Annotated in this window: 14 protein-coding genes and 3 pseudogenes; 11 read left to right on the top strand and 6 right to left on the bottom strand. The window is 43.5% G+C overall.

Translation table 11 applies throughout. The features are described 5' to 3' along the window. Positions 1 to 89: 89 nt before the first annotated feature. The 6 genes from ASL14_RS09040 (at position 90) to ASL14_RS29275 (ending at position 4,669) form a co-directional block, all read left to right on the top strand. Positions 90 to 518: a PTS sugar transporter subunit IIA gene (locus ASL14_RS09040; protein ID WP_223264266.1), complete on the top strand. Its 429-nt coding sequence runs from the start codon at positions 90 to 92 to the stop codon at positions 516 to 518. A gap of 2 nt (positions 519 to 520) precedes the next feature. Beyond that, positions 521 to 1,009, top strand: a complete 489-nt coding sequence (locus ASL14_RS09035) for a mannose/fructose/sorbose PTS transporter subunit IIB (RefSeq protein WP_025682751.1) — start codon at positions 521 to 523, stop codon at positions 1,007 to 1,009. A gap of 47 nt (positions 1,010 to 1,056) precedes the next feature. Continuing rightward, positions 1,057 to 1,827 carry a PTS mannose/fructose/sorbose transporter subunit IIC gene (locus ASL14_RS09030; RefSeq protein WP_134911320.1) on the top strand — a complete coding sequence of 257 codons (771 nt, stop codon included), beginning with the start codon at positions 1,057 to 1,059 and terminating at the stop codon, positions 1,825 to 1,827. A 10-nt stretch (positions 1,828 to 1,837) separates the two neighbouring features. After that, positions 1,838 to 2,680, top strand: a complete 843-nt coding sequence (manZ, locus tag ASL14_RS09025) for a PTS mannose transporter subunit IID (RefSeq protein ID WP_269465364.1) — start codon at positions 1,838 to 1,840, stop codon at positions 2,678 to 2,680. 403 nt (positions 2,681 to 3,083) lie between these two features. Continuing rightward, on the top strand, positions 3,084 to 3,800 hold the full coding sequence (locus ASL14_RS29280) for a cache domain-containing protein (RefSeq protein WP_335338618.1): 717 nt from the start codon (positions 3,084 to 3,086) through the stop codon (positions 3,798 to 3,800). An 11-nt stretch (positions 3,801 to 3,811) separates the two neighbouring features. After that, positions 3,812 to 4,669, top strand: coding sequence for a GGDEF domain-containing protein (locus ASL14_RS29275; protein WP_335338628.1), 858 nt, complete (start codon positions 3,812 to 3,814; stop codon positions 4,667 to 4,669). Positions 4,670 to 4,885: 216 nt separating this feature from the next. On the opposite strand, the gene ASL14_RS29520 is transcribed toward ASL14_RS29275, so the two are convergent. Next, a complete protein-coding gene (locus ASL14_RS29520; RefSeq protein ID WP_134914484.1) occupies positions 4,886 to 4,945 on the bottom strand; it encodes a helix-turn-helix domain-containing protein in 60 nt (19 codons plus the stop codon). A gap of 543 nt (positions 4,946 to 5,488) precedes the next feature. Between ASL14_RS29520 and ASL14_RS09005 the strand changes: the two genes are divergently transcribed. The 3 genes from ASL14_RS09005 (at position 5,489) to ASL14_RS08995 (ending at position 9,405) form a co-directional block, all read left to right on the top strand. Continuing rightward, complete coding sequence (locus tag ASL14_RS09005; RefSeq protein ID WP_134911318.1) at positions 5,489 to 6,055, top strand: 5' nucleotidase, NT5C type; 567 nt, start codon at positions 5,489 to 5,491, stop codon at positions 6,053 to 6,055. 121 nt (positions 6,056 to 6,176) lie between these two features. Beyond that, positions 6,177 to 6,971 (top strand): Nif3-like dinuclear metal center hexameric protein, encoded by a 795-nt coding sequence (locus tag ASL14_RS09000; RefSeq protein ID WP_134911317.1) that lies wholly within the window; start codon positions 6,177 to 6,179, stop codon positions 6,969 to 6,971. Between the two features lie 79 nt (positions 6,972 to 7,050). Further along, positions 7,051 to 9,405, top strand: coding sequence for a glycoside hydrolase family 2 TIM barrel-domain containing protein (locus tag ASL14_RS08995; protein WP_134914482.1), 2,355 nt, complete (start codon positions 7,051 to 7,053; stop codon positions 9,403 to 9,405). A 481-nt stretch (positions 9,406 to 9,886) separates the two neighbouring features. Here the strand turns inward: ASL14_RS08995 and ASL14_RS29270 are convergent, their stop codons facing one another. Further along, positions 9,887 to 10,219, bottom strand: coding sequence for an alpha/beta fold hydrolase (locus ASL14_RS29270; RefSeq protein WP_335338627.1), 333 nt, complete (start codon positions 10,217 to 10,219; stop codon positions 9,887 to 9,889). Then, positions 10,128 to 10,580 (bottom strand): alpha/beta fold hydrolase, encoded by a 453-nt coding sequence (locus ASL14_RS29265; RefSeq protein WP_335338626.1) that lies wholly within the window; start codon positions 10,578 to 10,580, stop codon positions 10,128 to 10,130. The genes ASL14_RS29270 and ASL14_RS29265 overlap by 92 nt, the downstream gene beginning before the upstream one ends. Before the next feature lie 369 nt (positions 10,581 to 10,949). Here ASL14_RS29265 and ASL14_RS08985 point away from each other — a divergent pair, with 369 nt between their 5' ends. Both ASL14_RS08985 and ASL14_RS29515 read left to right on the top strand, forming a co-directional pair. Next, complete coding sequence (locus ASL14_RS08985; RefSeq protein ID WP_431090599.1) at positions 10,950 to 11,858, top strand: LysR family transcriptional regulator; 909 nt, start codon at positions 10,950 to 10,952, stop codon at positions 11,856 to 11,858. Positions 11,859 to 11,964: 106 nt separating this feature from the next. Further along, a pseudogene (locus tag ASL14_RS29515) lies at positions 11,965 to 12,078 on the top strand (glycoside hydrolase family 2 TIM barrel-domain containing protein); the annotation flags it as partial. A 93-nt stretch (positions 12,079 to 12,171) separates the two neighbouring features. Here the strand turns inward: ASL14_RS29515 and ASL14_RS29510 are convergent. The 3 genes and pseudogenes from ASL14_RS29510 to ASL14_RS08965 all read right to left on the bottom strand — a co-directional run. Next, a pseudogene (locus ASL14_RS29510) lies at positions 12,172 to 12,468 on the bottom strand (cellulase family glycosylhydrolase); the annotation flags it as partial. Between the two features lie 65 nt (positions 12,469 to 12,533). Further along, positions 12,534 to 13,729, bottom strand: a pseudogene (locus ASL14_RS08970) (Ger(x)C family spore germination protein). Continuing rightward, positions 13,722 to 14,825 (bottom strand): GerAB/ArcD/ProY family transporter, encoded by a 1,104-nt coding sequence (locus ASL14_RS08965; RefSeq protein ID WP_025719983.1) that lies wholly within the window; start codon positions 14,823 to 14,825, stop codon positions 13,722 to 13,724. Before ASL14_RS08965 ends, ASL14_RS08970 begins: the two are co-directional and overlap by 8 nt. Positions 14,826 to 14,827: the final 2 nt, after the last annotated feature.

Raw genomic sequence — 14,827 nt, 5'->3', positions numbered from 1 at the left:
TTTGGTCTTTTCTTTGATGATTGAACGAATCATACAGAATGTTGGCACGAGACTTGCATATAAGTATAGGCGAAGGATGTAAGGAGGGGGTGAAACAAGTGATAGGTGTTATTGTTGGCACACATGGGAAACTTTCCAAAGAGATCCTAAGATCCACGGAAATGATTTTCGGACATCTGGAAAATGTGGTGGGCGTGACGTTTGAGCCTGGTGAAAGCGTTAACGGACTTGTTGAGAAGTACAAAGCGGCATTGGAAACGATTGATTGGACGGATGGACTTATCTTTCTCGTCGATTTGTTTGGTGGCAGCCCCTATAATGCGGCCAGCAGGATTGTGGCCGGCTATGAAAAAATGGACATTGTAACAGGGGTAAACCTGCCAATGATCGTAGACCTGCTGACAAATAGAGGGCTGGAGGAAGTGGAGAATCTGAGTGATCTGGCCATCCGTGCGGGTCAGGATTCGATGAAGTCTTTTCGTGTCATCCGGGACATACAAACAGAGGAGGAATTATAGATATGGAAATTTCATTTGTTCGTATTGACGATCGTCTGATCCATGGTCAGGTGGCTACTGTGTGGGTAAAAGAAACGAAGTGTAACAAAATCATCGCGGTCAGCGATGAGGTCGCTGCGGATACGCTGCGCAAAACCTTATTATTACAGGTGGCGCCGCCGGGAATTAAGGCTTATGTCGTCACGATTGCAAAAGCGATTGAAGCTTACAACAATCCTAAATATAACGATTTCAAGACCTTATTCCTGTTTACCAATCCGACTGATGTACTGCGGGTCGTAGAAGGCGGGGTACCGTTTACATCTGTAAATGTAGGTGGAATGTGCTTTAAAGAAGGCAAGACACAGATTACCGGAGCGGTGTCCGTAGATAAGCAGGATGTAGAGGCATTTCATAAACTCCACGAAAAGGGGATTGAACTGGAAATTAGAAAAGTGGCCAGTGATCCTAAAATCAATTTGATTAACAAGCTCCAGAATGTCCAGTTTTAACTGCAGGTTGGCACAAGAGCAGGTTGGCATAAGAGAGGGGTTTAAACATGAGTGTTTTTGAAATCGTAATGGTAACGCTGGTTGCAGCCATTTGCGGAATGGGCAGCGTTTTGGATGAAGGACAGACTCATCGGCCTCTGGTTGCGTGTACACTGATCGGTCTGGTCCTGGGCGATCTCAAAACGGGTATTATTCTAGGCGGTACGCTGGAATTGATGGCATTGGGCTGGATGAATGTCGGGGCGTCAATGGCTCCGGATTCCGCTTTGGCCAGTGTAATCTCAACCATATTGGTTATTGTTGGACATCAGTCGATCGGAGCCGGAATTGCTGTTGCGATTCCGATTGCAGCTGCTGGGCAAGTGTTGACGATTTTTGTTAGAACGATTACCGTGTTCTTTCAGCACTTGGCAGATAAATATGCCGAATCTTCAAATTTCAGAGGAATTGAATTATGTCATTTCATCGCCCTCCTTCTTCAGGGATTGCGCGTCGCTCTGCCTGCCGTTTTGGTGGCTATTGCAGCAGAAACCGGTCTGGTTACGGCTTTGCTTGATGCGATCCCGGAGGTCATTACAAAAGGGTTGCAAATAGCAGGAGGATTCATCGTCGTTGTAGGGTATGCCATGGTTATCAACATGATGGCAGCCAAATACCTGATGCCTTTCTTTTTCTTGGGCTTTGTCATTGCGGCATTTACGAGCATCAATCTGGTTGGCTTTGGGGTCATAGGAGCGGTTCTGGCTTTGCTGTATATCCAGCTCAGTCCTAAATATAGTCAGCGAAAAGATCAAATAGGTGAAATTGAAGAGCTCTAAAGAATACCTAATGAAAGAGTGGGGTACTATGGAAGAAAAAAAATTGACAAAAAGCGATCTAAACAAAATGTTTTTCCGTTCATGGTTCCTGCTGGGCTCGTTTAACTTTGAGCGTATGCAGTCGATTGGTTTTTGTGTCACCTTGATTCCGGCAATCAAGCGGCTATACAGCAAGAAAGAAGACCAAAAAGAAGCATTAAAGCGGCATCTGGAGTTTTTCAATACTCAACCGTTTATCTCAGCACCGATTATGGGTGTAACGGCGGCTATGGAGGAGCAGAAAGCAAATGGCCAGCCTATTGACAATGCTACCATAAGTGGAGTGAAAATCGGCTTGATGGGGCCTTTAGCCGGAGTAGGGGACCCTATTTACTGGGGAACGTTACGCCCGGTTCTGGCTGCGTTGGGAGCTTCCATTGCTTTGTCCGGAAGCATCATCGGGCCTGTCCTTTTCTTCTTGCTCTTTAACGTTCTTCGCCTGGCAACCAAGTGGTACGGGCTGAAATACGGCTACCAAAAAGGGACGGAGATTGTGTCCGACATGTCCGGAAACCGGTTGCAAAAGCTTACGGAATCGGCCTCCATCCTGGGACTTTTTGTCATGGGCGCACTCGTATCCAAATGGACTACCCTGAATGTGCCGCTTGAAGTATCCAGATATACCCGTTCGGATGGAGTAGAGGTGGTTACGACGATACAGATGATTCTGGATCAATTGATACCTGGTCTGTTACCTCTCTTGCTGACTTTTTTGTGTATGAGACTGCTCAAAAAGAAAGTGAATGCTATAGCTCTAATTTTTGCTTTATTCGCAATAGGAATTATTGGATACGCTCTGGGTGTATTGGCTTAAGCCGATTTTTAAAGTGATCCGGTCAAGTAGCCATCCTTGACCGGAAACCTGCTTTTTGAATATGTAAGCGCTTTACTTTCATTCCTCTGTAGTACCTCACCTTCCGCCATTACCCGTTCCCAATTATGCTTTTCGAGTACAGATCATAACCAACCCGTTATACAAAAATCATTCCGAAACGACTTACTCAGAATCCTGTCGGCATATTGCTGACAGGGATACTTTTATTGGAGAATGTTGATATGAATCGAAATGTTATTTAAATCCCGAGGCCCTTGCATTTTGCCAGTCTTCCTCATTTATATTATGAGAAGATGGAGTTCACCGACTAATTGTCGAATAACCTCAGAATTTGATGTATTATGGATTAAACAAGTTTTCAGGAACCAGGGAGGGTCATAGTTTGTCTACACCGAGAAGAGCCGAACATCGTCAAAGTAAAAAGCTAAGTCTCATATCGTTGCTTACGGGCTTGGTGACGCTGGTGGTTCTGCTAACCTCAAGCATTCTTCTGGTTGGTTCTTATGAGTCCCAAAAGAATTCATTGATGGAGACGACGCTCCATCTGAATTACTCCAACGCTGATCGCATTTCCAAGACGATGGATTCTTTATTTCGATCCATGCGCAGCAGCTTGGAATACAGTGCCGATAAACTTTCCGATGTTGATGCCATGACTTCGAAGCAAGTGTACGATTATTTAGATCTGATGCGCAAGAGCAGCAATTTCTTCAATTCCATCGCAGTGGTCGAAGCCAACGGGCTGATCCGCAATGTAGCGCCGGCTAGAGTGGGAACGGCAGGTCGGCGTATCACGTCTAAGGCCAGTCTGGAAGCTTTGGCACTCCAAAAACCGTATATTTCTTCCCCATACATGACTTCAAACACTAAGAGACTAATCGTATTTATGAGTCAACCGATTTTCAGCAGCGCCGGTAAATATCTCGGTATTTTGAGTGGCACGCTTTATCTTCAGGAGAACAATATCCTGTCTGATATTTTTGGCAACAGTAATGTGGACGATTCCGGTTCTTATTATTATATTGTGGATTCCAACGGACGCCTGCTGTATCACCCGGACAAGCAGCTCCTCGGGAGGATGTCAGCAGCAACAAGGTAGTACAGAAGTTGATGAAGGGGGAAAGCGGGGAACAGCAAGTTCGCAACACCAGTGGCGTCGAGATGCTTGCCGGGTACTCCAGTGTCCCGGCCAACGGATGGGGAATTGTGGTCGTTTCGCCGATTGGTCTAATCCATCATCAACTGATGGACCACATTCGGACAATTCTGTGGTATTCGTTGTTTCCGTTCATCATATTGCTGATGGGCGTCATACTCGTAGCATTCAGGTTGGCCCGGCCTTTTGTCTATCTAGCAAATCTGGTGAGCAAGATAGGCAAGGAAAAGATTGTAATGCCGGAAGCGAAGCCGCATTGGAGCCAGGAGGCCGATTTGCTCACCAAGGCCGTAATGCTTGCCATGTTGAATATTCAGAAGCAGACGGATCAATTGACGCAGGAAGCTGTGACGGATGTTCTGACCGGATTAATGAACCGAAGATCGCTTGAATATACGATGAGTCAATGGATGGCCTCTGGTCTGCCGTTTTCGCTCATTATGCTGGATGTAGACAAATTTAAATTCGTAAACGACACCTACGGCCATCTCATCGGTGACGAAGTGCTGAAACATGTTGCCGAAGTTATAGTTACCTCGCTTCGCCCGGATGATGTCTGCTATCGCTACGGCGGCGAAGAGTTCGTCATTCTGCTGAACCGACCTGAGGAAGCCTTCAACGTAGCGGAAAGAGTCCGTCGGGCTTTGGAACAAAGCAGGGCTCCCATTCCGACACGAGTTACGGTCTCTCTGGGCATCGCCCATTATCCTTTGCATGCGTCAGAGCGGGAGGAGCTGATAGAGAAGGCGGATCAGGCATTGTACCTGGCCAAGAGCAGAGGAAGAAACAGAACGATAGTCTCTGAGGGTTAAAGTAACTCCTCAAAATGCTTACAACCAGCAAATTTGCGTGGACTATAATCTATTTCTGACCTCTCAGCCGCCGCCTCTTCTTGTTATAATTTTATTGATAATAAATTAATTGATTGGTGGACCATTCAATTATCATCTTTTAATTAGGTATGCTGCCGGTCGTAGGGGATCATCCATGAGAATGGTGCATGCAGTGAACGGGGGCTCATCTATGGGTCAACCCTTCAGATTATTTCGGTATTCCAAAGGAGAGCAGCCCATTATTTTTTTGAACAGTCTGGAGAAGTAATAAGGGTATCGTCCGCCTCATAAGCATGCGGCATGTTCCTGGGAATGTACGCGAAGCTTCGCTCCGTCATGCAAATGGTTATGTTATCCTCCGTTCGTACCCAACCTTTTCCGCTGGCACATTAAATGAATATATGAGAGTCACAGCCGTGAGTTCTTCCGCGAAAATGATGGCGGGTATGGCTAAAGCAGCCTATATCCGTAATATATAGATTACTTGTAGGCGGATTCAATTTTAATTTATTCAACATTTAGGGTGGAAGGACATATAACCTTTCACCCTCAAATCCATCAGCTTTCTTATTCATAATCTATCCATCTCCTAGCCGAGTGCAGCTCTAATGATGAAATACGTATATAATCCATTCATGTACCTACTTTATGTAGCAAAACCTAACGTTCTACTTGGCTGATTATCTTGAAAAATGTGAGAGTCCAATGGGACAACTCATACCTAAGCTTCACCAAGATATTAAATTATAGTATGATACTCTTGTGAAAACTTTTACCAGAATGGATAGGGGTAAGCTGATGAGAAAACCAATCATTGCAGTCGATATGGACGATACCATCTGTCATCTCGTCAAACGAGCCATATACCATAACAATAGTGAATTTCCTACTCATCCGCTCCGTTATGAAGAAATGTTAGATTGGAACACCGATCATCTACGTCATCCGAAAAGCACGCTTGATGTATTTTATGGGCGACCGGGTTTGTTCGAGGAGCTTGAACTGTTTGACGAGTATGTTGTAGAAGAAATGGAGAAACTTTGCAATGCTTTTGATGTCATTATTGTGACAGCGGCAGAACCCAAGACCGTCGTGGAGAAATGGAACTGGCTTCAAAGGCATATGCCATTCATTCCGATCGAGAACTTTTTCCCATGTAAACGAAAGAACCTGATTAACTATGATCTCCTGATTGATGATGGTCCTCATAATTTAGTGCCTGCGCTAGAGGGGGGGAAAAAGGTGCTTTGTATTCCTCATCCATGGAATCTGAGAGCAAGAGAGCAATATGAGTTCCCCGTCATGACATCCTGGCAAGGAGCAAAAGAACGAATCGACTCCATTTTAGGAGTTCTGTATAAATAATAGAACCATTCGTAAAACAGCTGGTTCCTTTGGAACTGGCTGTTTTGCTAGAAAGAATAGCACCTATGATTGAAATAAAATGGTACAATTGATATGCATTATTCATGAGGAGGGGACGTGTATGACCATGACTATGGGTCAGATTGTGAATCATCTGACCAAGGGAATAAGCATACCCAACATCACCGTAGATCTGCTGGAACCAGGATATATAGATACTGAGGTACAAGGGATTGTAACCGCTTTCTCCGCTTCGCAGTATGTGATAGAACAAGCTATTTCTCTAGGCGCAAATTTTATCATAACGCATGAAGGCATTTTTTATAGCCATCGGGGGATGCAGGATTGTTTACTACATGATCCTGTTTTTTTGCAAAAATCTCGCCTCATTGCCGATGCAGGTATAGGCATTTATCGGTTTCATGACGCCATACATCGTTATCAACCGGATGGAGTGATGGTTGGGCTTCTTCAGGCGCTTTGCTGGCACAATTACATTGTGAAACAGCAGCCGGCTTTCGCCATTTTGACGATTCCCACTATGAAAGTTAAGGAGATCGCTGAATATATCAAAGCCAAATTACATATTCGTTATGTACGGGTAGCTGGCGAGGTTTCCATGCCATGTGAACGAGTGGGAATCTCAGTAGGATACAGGGGAGGTGGTGATCTAGCCATTCCATTATTTTTAAATGAAAATGTAGATTTAGTCATTGCCGGTGAGGGCCCAGAATGGGAAACACCAGAATATGTTAAAGATGCTGTCTATCAAGGACAAAGTAAAGCACTTATCATGCTGGGACATGCTGAAAGTGAAGCACCTGGGATGAAGTATCTCGCAGATGTACTTTCCGCCCAGTTTCCCATGCTTCCCGTACACTTTATTGAAGATCGCCCGGTGTTTCAAATATTGTAATGAGAACATGTCTTTTGTGATGGTCATCCCGCACTGCTGTTATATCCGTTCATCCACTTTATGAAATGGAGGCAAGATGATGGGAAGCAGAGTGATTATGCCGTTCAAAACAGACTGGAAATTTATAGAGGGAAATTACGCGGGTGCTGAGAAAATGGACTACAACGATGAGCATTGGCGGCTCCTTCAAGTCCCTCATGATTGGAGCATTGAAAAGTCCTTTGATCCACATATGCTGTATGGTGGCAATCAAGCTTATTTGCCGAGATGGTCTGTCGGATGGTACAGAAAGCATTTTAAGGTGAAGCCCTCCTCTCCAAAACAGCGCGTATACATACAATTTGATGGCATTCACAGTAACAGTGAGGTTTGGGTCAATGGGCATTATGTGGGCAAGCGGCCCTATGGATATGTTAGCTTTCAATATGATTTGACTCCATATATTCGGTGGGAAGAGGAGAATGTGATTGCTGTCAAAGTGGACAATACGATTCTTCCGCCTGACAGATGGTATTCGGGGTCCGGTATTTATCGTAATGTCTGGCTGATTTGTACGGAATATATTCACATAACCGAATGGGGGACTTACATCACCACACCTGAAATTTCGCCAGATGAAGCCAAGGTGAGTGCCAGAATACAGGTTACTAATCATCATGAGCATGCCGTAGAGTGTAATATGGTGACTAAAATTCTGGACTCACAGGGACAAATAAAAGGAAAAATTGAAAACCGAGTAATTCTTTCGGGCTTCGAGACGGGCGAAATGGAGCAAAAAACGCGTGTTTTAGAACCGGAATTATGGTCACCGGACAACCCGGTGCTTTATGAAGCCCAAACGACGATCTATTGCGACAATACAGAGGTGGATCGTTATTGTACCCCTTTTGGCATAAGAGAAGTGATCCTTGATGCCCAAAAAGGGTTATTTCTGAATGGAAGCAGCCTGAAGTTGAAGGGAGTTTGCATTCACCATGATTTAGGCTGTCTAGGGGCTGCTTACCATGATACGGCAATGAAGAGAAGGCTGCAGAAGTTGAAGGAAATGGGCTGTAATTCGATTCGTTTTGCTCATAATCCTATGGCGCCCGAATTATTGGCTCTTTGTGATCAGATGGGGTTCTTGGTGATTGATGAAGCTTTTGACAAATGGAAATCTCTTTCTTATGAGTATTTATATGATGAATGGTGGGAAAAGGACCTGGAAGCGATGCTCATAAGAGACAGGAACCATCCCAGTGTTTTTATGTGGAGTGTTGGGAATGAAGTGGAGAACCAGGGTCAGCCGTCCATGCTCAGGATGTTGGAGCAACTCGTTGCCTTTTGCCATAAAAAAGACCCAACCCGGCCTGTTACATGTGCGCTTGAGCCGCATAATACACCGATAAGCTTGCGTGAAGGTTCGATTCAAGCCAAGGTAGAGCATACCAAGCTGCTGGCACAACGAGTGGATGTTCTGGGGTTGAACTATCAGGAGCAGTGGTATGAGCACTATAGGGGGGCCATGCCAGATACTCTTATCCTTGGAACGGAGACTTTTCCATACTACCGTGGTAAAGATAATCGGGTTAAAGGTTATTTGCCCATGAATCCTTGGTTTGATGTCGCTAATCACGATTATGTGATCGGTCAATTTGTTTGGAGTGGAATTGACTATCTGGGAGAAACAAGCTATCCCTCCAAAGGGTGGTCCTCGGGCCTGATCGATACTTGTGGGTTCCGCAAACCTGTGTCCTATCTCCAACAAAGTTTATGGTCAGATCAGCCTGTTGTGCACATAGCCGTATTTCACGAACATATGAAACCGGAATACAATCCGTCATGGACGATGCACTGGAAATCCCCGGCCATGGAAGATCATTGGACATTTCCTGAATACGGTGGAAAATTGATACGGTTGGTTACCTTCACCAATTGTGAGAGCGTCGAATTGATCGTGAACGATGAATCATACGGTGTGAGGAAGCTGGCCGATTACCCTGATCATTTAATCATATGGGAGCTTCCCTATACACCTGGCAAAATCCGGGCTATTGGCAGCAATGGAAATCAAAAAGTTTGTGAGCATGAATTAATCTCTGCCGGGCTTCCTTATGCTCTAAAGTTGGAGGCTGATCGGACGGTTCTACCTGCCGATGGGCATGAGATATCCCATGTGGAAATAACCGTCACAGACCAAGATGGAATCATTGCACCTAATCAGGAATTTGATTTAACCTTTAAACTACATGGAGCTGGTCGTATCCTTGGAATAGACAACGGCGACCTCACCAGTGATGAACCCTTCAAGGGGAACCAGAGACGAACACACAGAGGAAGGTGTCTCGTTATTGTGCAATCCGGGCATCTGGCAGGTGAGCTGTTGCTTCAAGCTTCAGCAGATGGAGGGTTGCAGGGAGAAACCAGACTGAAAATTGAACATGAATACAAATGACAATTCAAGGTTGAGGAAGCGGTCGATCTGACACGTGAAGCGGATGTAGCCGTATGGGTACGGCAGCAGTGCCGCCAGTTCGGCGTAGCCTTACGGATACGGTAACGTCCGAGCTTGTGATCGAGCGTTCATGATAGGCCAGTACGAGATGATGGAAGGTGCGCGTTTTTTCACTCGTCTTTGTCCTTTGAAAAACAGTCGAGTTTAAAATTGAAAATGTTGTGTAACTCACAATATTTTCGGAAATAATTATGATAACTCCTTTATGATGAGCTAGCTTTTGTTAAGAGCTTTTGAAAAACGCATTGTGAAAGGTCCTTGCGTTTTTTGATGTTGAGATTTGTTAGTATAAACTTAAATAAAAACATCCTCTTTTTGTTTTGAATTAACAAATAAGAGGATGTTAACATAGATTTTTTGAGCTTTTCAAGCTCATATTTTACATATGGGAATGAGAATCCGGATAAAATAGTGTGACGTTTTAAGATCCTGTTTTTAAGAACATGAGGATTATCTCACTAATTTCTAGGGCATGTGTTTCAAGAGCAAAATGCCCAGTGTCAAGTAAATGCACTTCTGCGGAAGGAATGTCACGCTTATACGCTTGGGCTCCAGCAGGGAGAAAGGCGGGATCATTTTTGCCCCATACGGCTAAAAAAGGAGGTTGATACTTACGAAAATAGGCCTGAAAGTCAGGATAACGATCCACATTTGTTCTATAATCAAGGATCAAATCGAGTTGGATTTCTAGCCTCCGGGCGCGACATATAAGCAATATCCAGCGAGTATCCGTCTGGAGAAACGAGGCTGGCATCAGATCCATGAAGATACTGAAAATTGCGGATGGTTTCGGGAGTCAAGGAATCACGGCATTTTTCACGATTTTCAGATGTTGGAGAATGCCAATAAGTCTCCCAGGATCCCCATGTGTCACTAAATCCTTCGGTATAAGCGTTGCCATTCTGACTAATAATTGCTTGAACTCGTTCCGGGTGAGCTACTGCCAAACGATAACCAACAGGTGCACCGTAATCAAACACATAAAGTACATACTGTTTAAGAGCTAATGCTTCGGTAAACCCTTCAATAACTTGGAACAGGCTGTCAAATGTAAAGTTAAATTGACTGCGCGGCGGGGTTACTGTATGACCAAATCCGGCGAGATCAGGGGCAATGACACGAAGTGTTCAGCCAATTGGGGGATTAGGTTGCGAAACATATGACTTGAAGTTGGAAACCCGTGTAAAAGTAAAATAACTTGACCATCCTTAGGGCCAGCTTCACGATAAAAAACTTCGACATCCCCAACCTTTTGCTGATGATAACAAATCCTCATTTTCTTCATCCCTCTCTAGATTTTTTAATTAAGAGGCCAATATCATTTTCTTTCAATCTCCATCTCCTCAAGAACCAACATATTTATGTCTCCATGATGTGATGGTGTTACAACAATTGGCTTCGAAGTATGGTCATTGTATAATGAAAGTATATATTTGACTAATGAATAAATTAAATGTCTACTATTGCAAATTGAAATATAAAGGATGATCGATGTGATTGATTCATTGGAAGGTCGTTTTTTTCAAGCCTTTATTGCCTTGCTTGAAGAAAAAAGTTTCAGTCGTGCCGCGGATCGATTAGGCTATGTGCAGTCCACAGTAACAACTCATATTCAACAGTTGGAGAAAATCTGTGGACAAAAATTGTTCCATCGGTTTCCACGAGGGGTAGAACTTACGGAAGCGGGGAAGATATTTTCTAAATATGCTTATCAGTATATTCACTTAAGTCAATCCATTAAAGAAAGTATGAGTGAATTGGATCAGCAATGTGGAACAATACATATCAGAACACAGGAATCTTTTTTTCTTACACGAATGCTTCCCTTTATGCAGGAATATATGAAAAACTTTCCACGCGTGAATCTGCGTATAGAAGAGGGAACGCATCAAGACATCCTAAATGGTGTGCTGGATTATGCACTGGATTTTGGAATTGTCCCTCAAAATCCTAAGCGCCATGATATTCTCTTTTATCCAATCTTGGAGGAAACCATCGTTTTTGCTGCATCTGAGAATATAGCTCGGCAAGTGGAAAGCTCGGGAGTCCAGATTCTGAATGACGAGCTTTTTATCAGTAGCGGCACATCTTGTTTGTACCATACGACTGCCATAGATGTTTTAAAAAATGCTGGGATTCTGGTTAAAGATGCGTTAGAGCTATCGAGTCTTGAGATGATTAAACAAATTGTAAGTTGTGGGAAAGGTTTCGCTTTGCTTCCTGAAATAGCTATTCACAACGAACTAAAAACAGGCAGACTAGAGCATCTTCCTTTTAGTTCGAAAATGAGCTTTTCGCATGGTCTAATTGTTCATAAAAATCGTGAGCTTAGTTTTACCGCAAAAAGTTTTCAAACGGAACTCCTGCATTATTTTAATAGGTATTTGAGTTAGTGCGGGTTTGTCTACACTTCCGCTGAAACCTTCACATACGTAATTCCAATATGAACCTACTCTAACGTATGTCAGAACACTTACGACGACAGATAATGCCTGCTCTTCCTATGAGCATTTATACGATAAATGGTGGGAAAAGGATCTGGAAGCGATGCTCATAAGAGACAGGAACCATCCCAGTGTTTTTATGTGGAGTGTTGGGAATGAAGTGGAGAACTAGGGTCAGCCGTCCATGCTCAGTAAGCCGCTTCTGAAAAAAATGCAGGAGCGGCTATTATGATATAAGGTCTTCATTTTGGGTTGTGTGTTTTTAGAAGATACCCGCTTTTTTCGATTTTCTTTGATCCCATTGGCTCCGTTAACTATAGTTTTACCCCAATCAGTCAGACTGCCATTATGTCCTGTTACAAGATCAAGATAGGAAAGGCCGGAATGTTACATACCAGGACCAGGCTAACCAGCCTATACCTTTGGATTGGCCGTATCTCATGATTTCTGTCTCATCGACATCCGCTCCCTGATGGTAACCGCCAAATTCACCAATAATCAATGGAAGTCCTTTATTCAGAATGTTATCCATATTGGTGCGTACAGTTTGAGCATCTTTGATTTCCATTTTAATGGTTTTGGGAGTTTACACAATATATTATACAGACTCATCAAGGGAGGACTTCATTCAGCAGATGAACCTAAATCCGTAATGGATAACTTGACATCGAAAGTTACAGGTATTTTACTGAACTTATAATCCCAATCATCCTTTACTTTTTTCCACACCTGAGGTTTCTCAATATGCAAATGATCACCAAAACCGGCAACATCGACTTTATATTCTGACTGTAATTTGTGCATAACAGACTTAATCCTGCGAGTCACTTGTTTTTCAAACTCTTTCTCAGCCTCTTTCATGTTTCGTGTCTCAGTCGGGTCCACTTTCTCATCCCAGTTTTCGATTAAACGTCCTTTGGATTCAATTTTTACGTGAAACGAGATTTCGTTACCCTCGGTCACCTTAGCTGTTATTTTACTTTTTACCGACTTGATCTCATAAGTTATAGCTTCATTCCGCTTGTCATACGTTTTGACAGCTCCGCCCTCAACATCACCTTTAATCCATGCAATGCTCTCCACGTCTTGTTGTCCCAAACTACCGATCCAGTGACCGGTATCTCCTTTAATAATGCCAGCCCCTGAAAATTCTAATTCTCCATTTGATTCAGTAATGCTTTGTAATATATAGCTTTTTTAGAATGCATCAATCCATCCAACTCAGACAAATTGACTCCCTTCATTACCTTGCTGGTTCTGAAATGGTTACGAAGCATATACAAAATATGAATGGATGGGACCTCGTCCTCATATTTGGTAACTAAAGTGTTAGCTGCTCGTTCCTTGCTTAAGAAAACCAAACAACTCGGGCGAATATCATTATCACGTAGCACAAAATCCATTAATTGCTGCATCGTCTGTTCTTTCGCCAAATCGGTGGAAACCACCATGACCTTTAGATGGTGACCAATAATCGGGCGATCCAAACGGAGGGATAATTGCCGGAAGATTTCAAGTAAAGAATCCCCGGTGCCAGCTATATTGATATAGTTTGGCCCTTGTCCACCGCCGCCTTGCTGCTCTGTGCTTCCAGATGATTTTTTGGGGACGATTTGTACGCTGGCGGTAATTTTATTTTTCTTGAAGTAACGGCTGCCTTTCTTCTCCAGATCCTGCTCTAATGGAGTAAGCTCCCCCTTATCCAGAGCCAGTCCTGTATATATGCTTAGTTCCTCTACTTCTTTGCTGCTCCAACAGCCGACTTGAGTCACCAGAAGAATGAAGGCAAGCAGCAATGATAGGATAGGTCGTCTACACATTTTGCTTCATTCCCTTCTTCCTGATCATGAAAACGATGGAGAGAAGTACCGGGACCAGAAAAAATAAAATGATTCCCATGTATCCGATCGCATCGCCTAGACTAAACACTTCCATCATACGAACAGGAGTCATTGTGGAGATAAAGATAATTGGGATTAAGCCAAAAATCGCATAACGATATTTAAGGCCAAACACCTGTGAGACACCTAAGGATGCATTGAAGAAAAAACTGCAGAAATTACAAAACATTTGCATCATCCAGATCACCAGCAGCGGAAACTCAAGCCGTTCAAAAAGAAATCCGGGGATTTCAAAACTGCGCATCAAATTAATGGTGGGCCAAGTACTTGTCACAGTGGAGTCCATCGATAACCCGCCGATCACCATAACTACGGTCAGAAAGTACAAAACCAAAGGGATACTGATCCCTACTACCATGGCCTTAAATGCTTTTTCGGGGTGCTGCAAAAAAGCGACCAGTGTCATGATGACTTCACATCCAGTGAAAACAAGAACAGTCGATTTCAGACCCTTGATGACAGGTAAAATCCCCTCACTCAGTACAGGACGAAGATGATCAATTTCAAAAATCCTTAAGCTAAAGACAAAACAGAGCAGCAGAAAGAAGAGACTGATCGGAAGTACAATCTGGTATAGCCGAGCGATGGGATTAATGCCTCCAAAAACCAAATAACTCCCTACCCATATGAATGGAATGACAATTGCCCAGATGGGTGTCCCTTCGAGCAGGAAAAACATCGTCACCTCAGCTAAAACGCGAATCTCAAAGCCAGCAATGATAATAAAATATATAATTAATAACACGCTTAAAAATCCTCCTGGAATCGTGCCCACGATTTTTCTGGAGTATTGATACACGGTGTTTCCGGGGAACTGTTGACTTAATTTCACCATAAGCCAGACGACTAATATGACAATGCATCCTCCGATTAGGACAGAAAGCCATGCATCAGGAGTCTGTACCTTTTCAGTTACACCTCTCGGCAGTGTCAAAATCCCTGCCCCCAATACGGTATTGGTCAGGAATACAGCAGCTTGCTTAGTTGTGATCTTATCATCAGAGCGTGTAAACACAT

It is taken from the genome of Paenibacillus sp. IHB B 3084 (assembly GCF_001447315.1).
GTDB lineage: Bacteria > Bacillota > Bacilli > Paenibacillales > Paenibacillaceae > Paenibacillus.
Note: the sequence above shows the minus strand (reverse complement) of the source record. Positions and strands in the feature narration are given on the sequence as shown.

Bases quoted from the DNA above. Each gene is read 5' to 3' on its own strand.
- ASL14_RS29275 (WP_335338628.1), top strand. From the start codon at position 3,812: ATGAAGGGGGAAAGCGGGGAACAGCAAGTTCGCAACACCAGTGGCGTC.
- ASL14_RS09035 (WP_025682751.1), top strand. From the start codon at position 521: ATGGAAATTTCATTTGTTCGTATTGACGATCGTCTGATCCATGGTCAG.
- ASL14_RS09000 (WP_134911317.1), top strand. From the start codon at position 6,177: ATGACCATGACTATGGGTCAGATTGTGAATCATCTGACCAAGGGAATA.
- manZ (WP_269465364.1), top strand. From the start codon at position 1,838: ATGAAAGAGTGGGGTACTATGGAAGAAAAAAAATTGACAAAAAGCGAT.
- ASL14_RS08995 (WP_134914482.1), top strand. From the start codon at position 7,051: ATGGGAAGCAGAGTGATTATGCCGTTCAAAACAGACTGGAAATTTATA.
- ASL14_RS29270 (WP_335338627.1), bottom strand. From the start codon at position 10,219: ATGCCAGCCTCGTTTCTCCAGACGGATACTCGCTGGATATTGCTTATA.
- ASL14_RS08985 (WP_431090599.1), top strand. From the start codon at position 10,950: ATGATCGATGTGATTGATTCATTGGAAGGTCGTTTTTTTCAAGCCTTT.
- ASL14_RS09005 (WP_134911318.1), top strand. From the start codon at position 5,489: ATGAGAAAACCAATCATTGCAGTCGATATGGACGATACCATCTGTCAT.
- ASL14_RS09030 (WP_134911320.1), top strand. From the start codon at position 1,057: ATGAGTGTTTTTGAAATCGTAATGGTAACGCTGGTTGCAGCCATTTGC.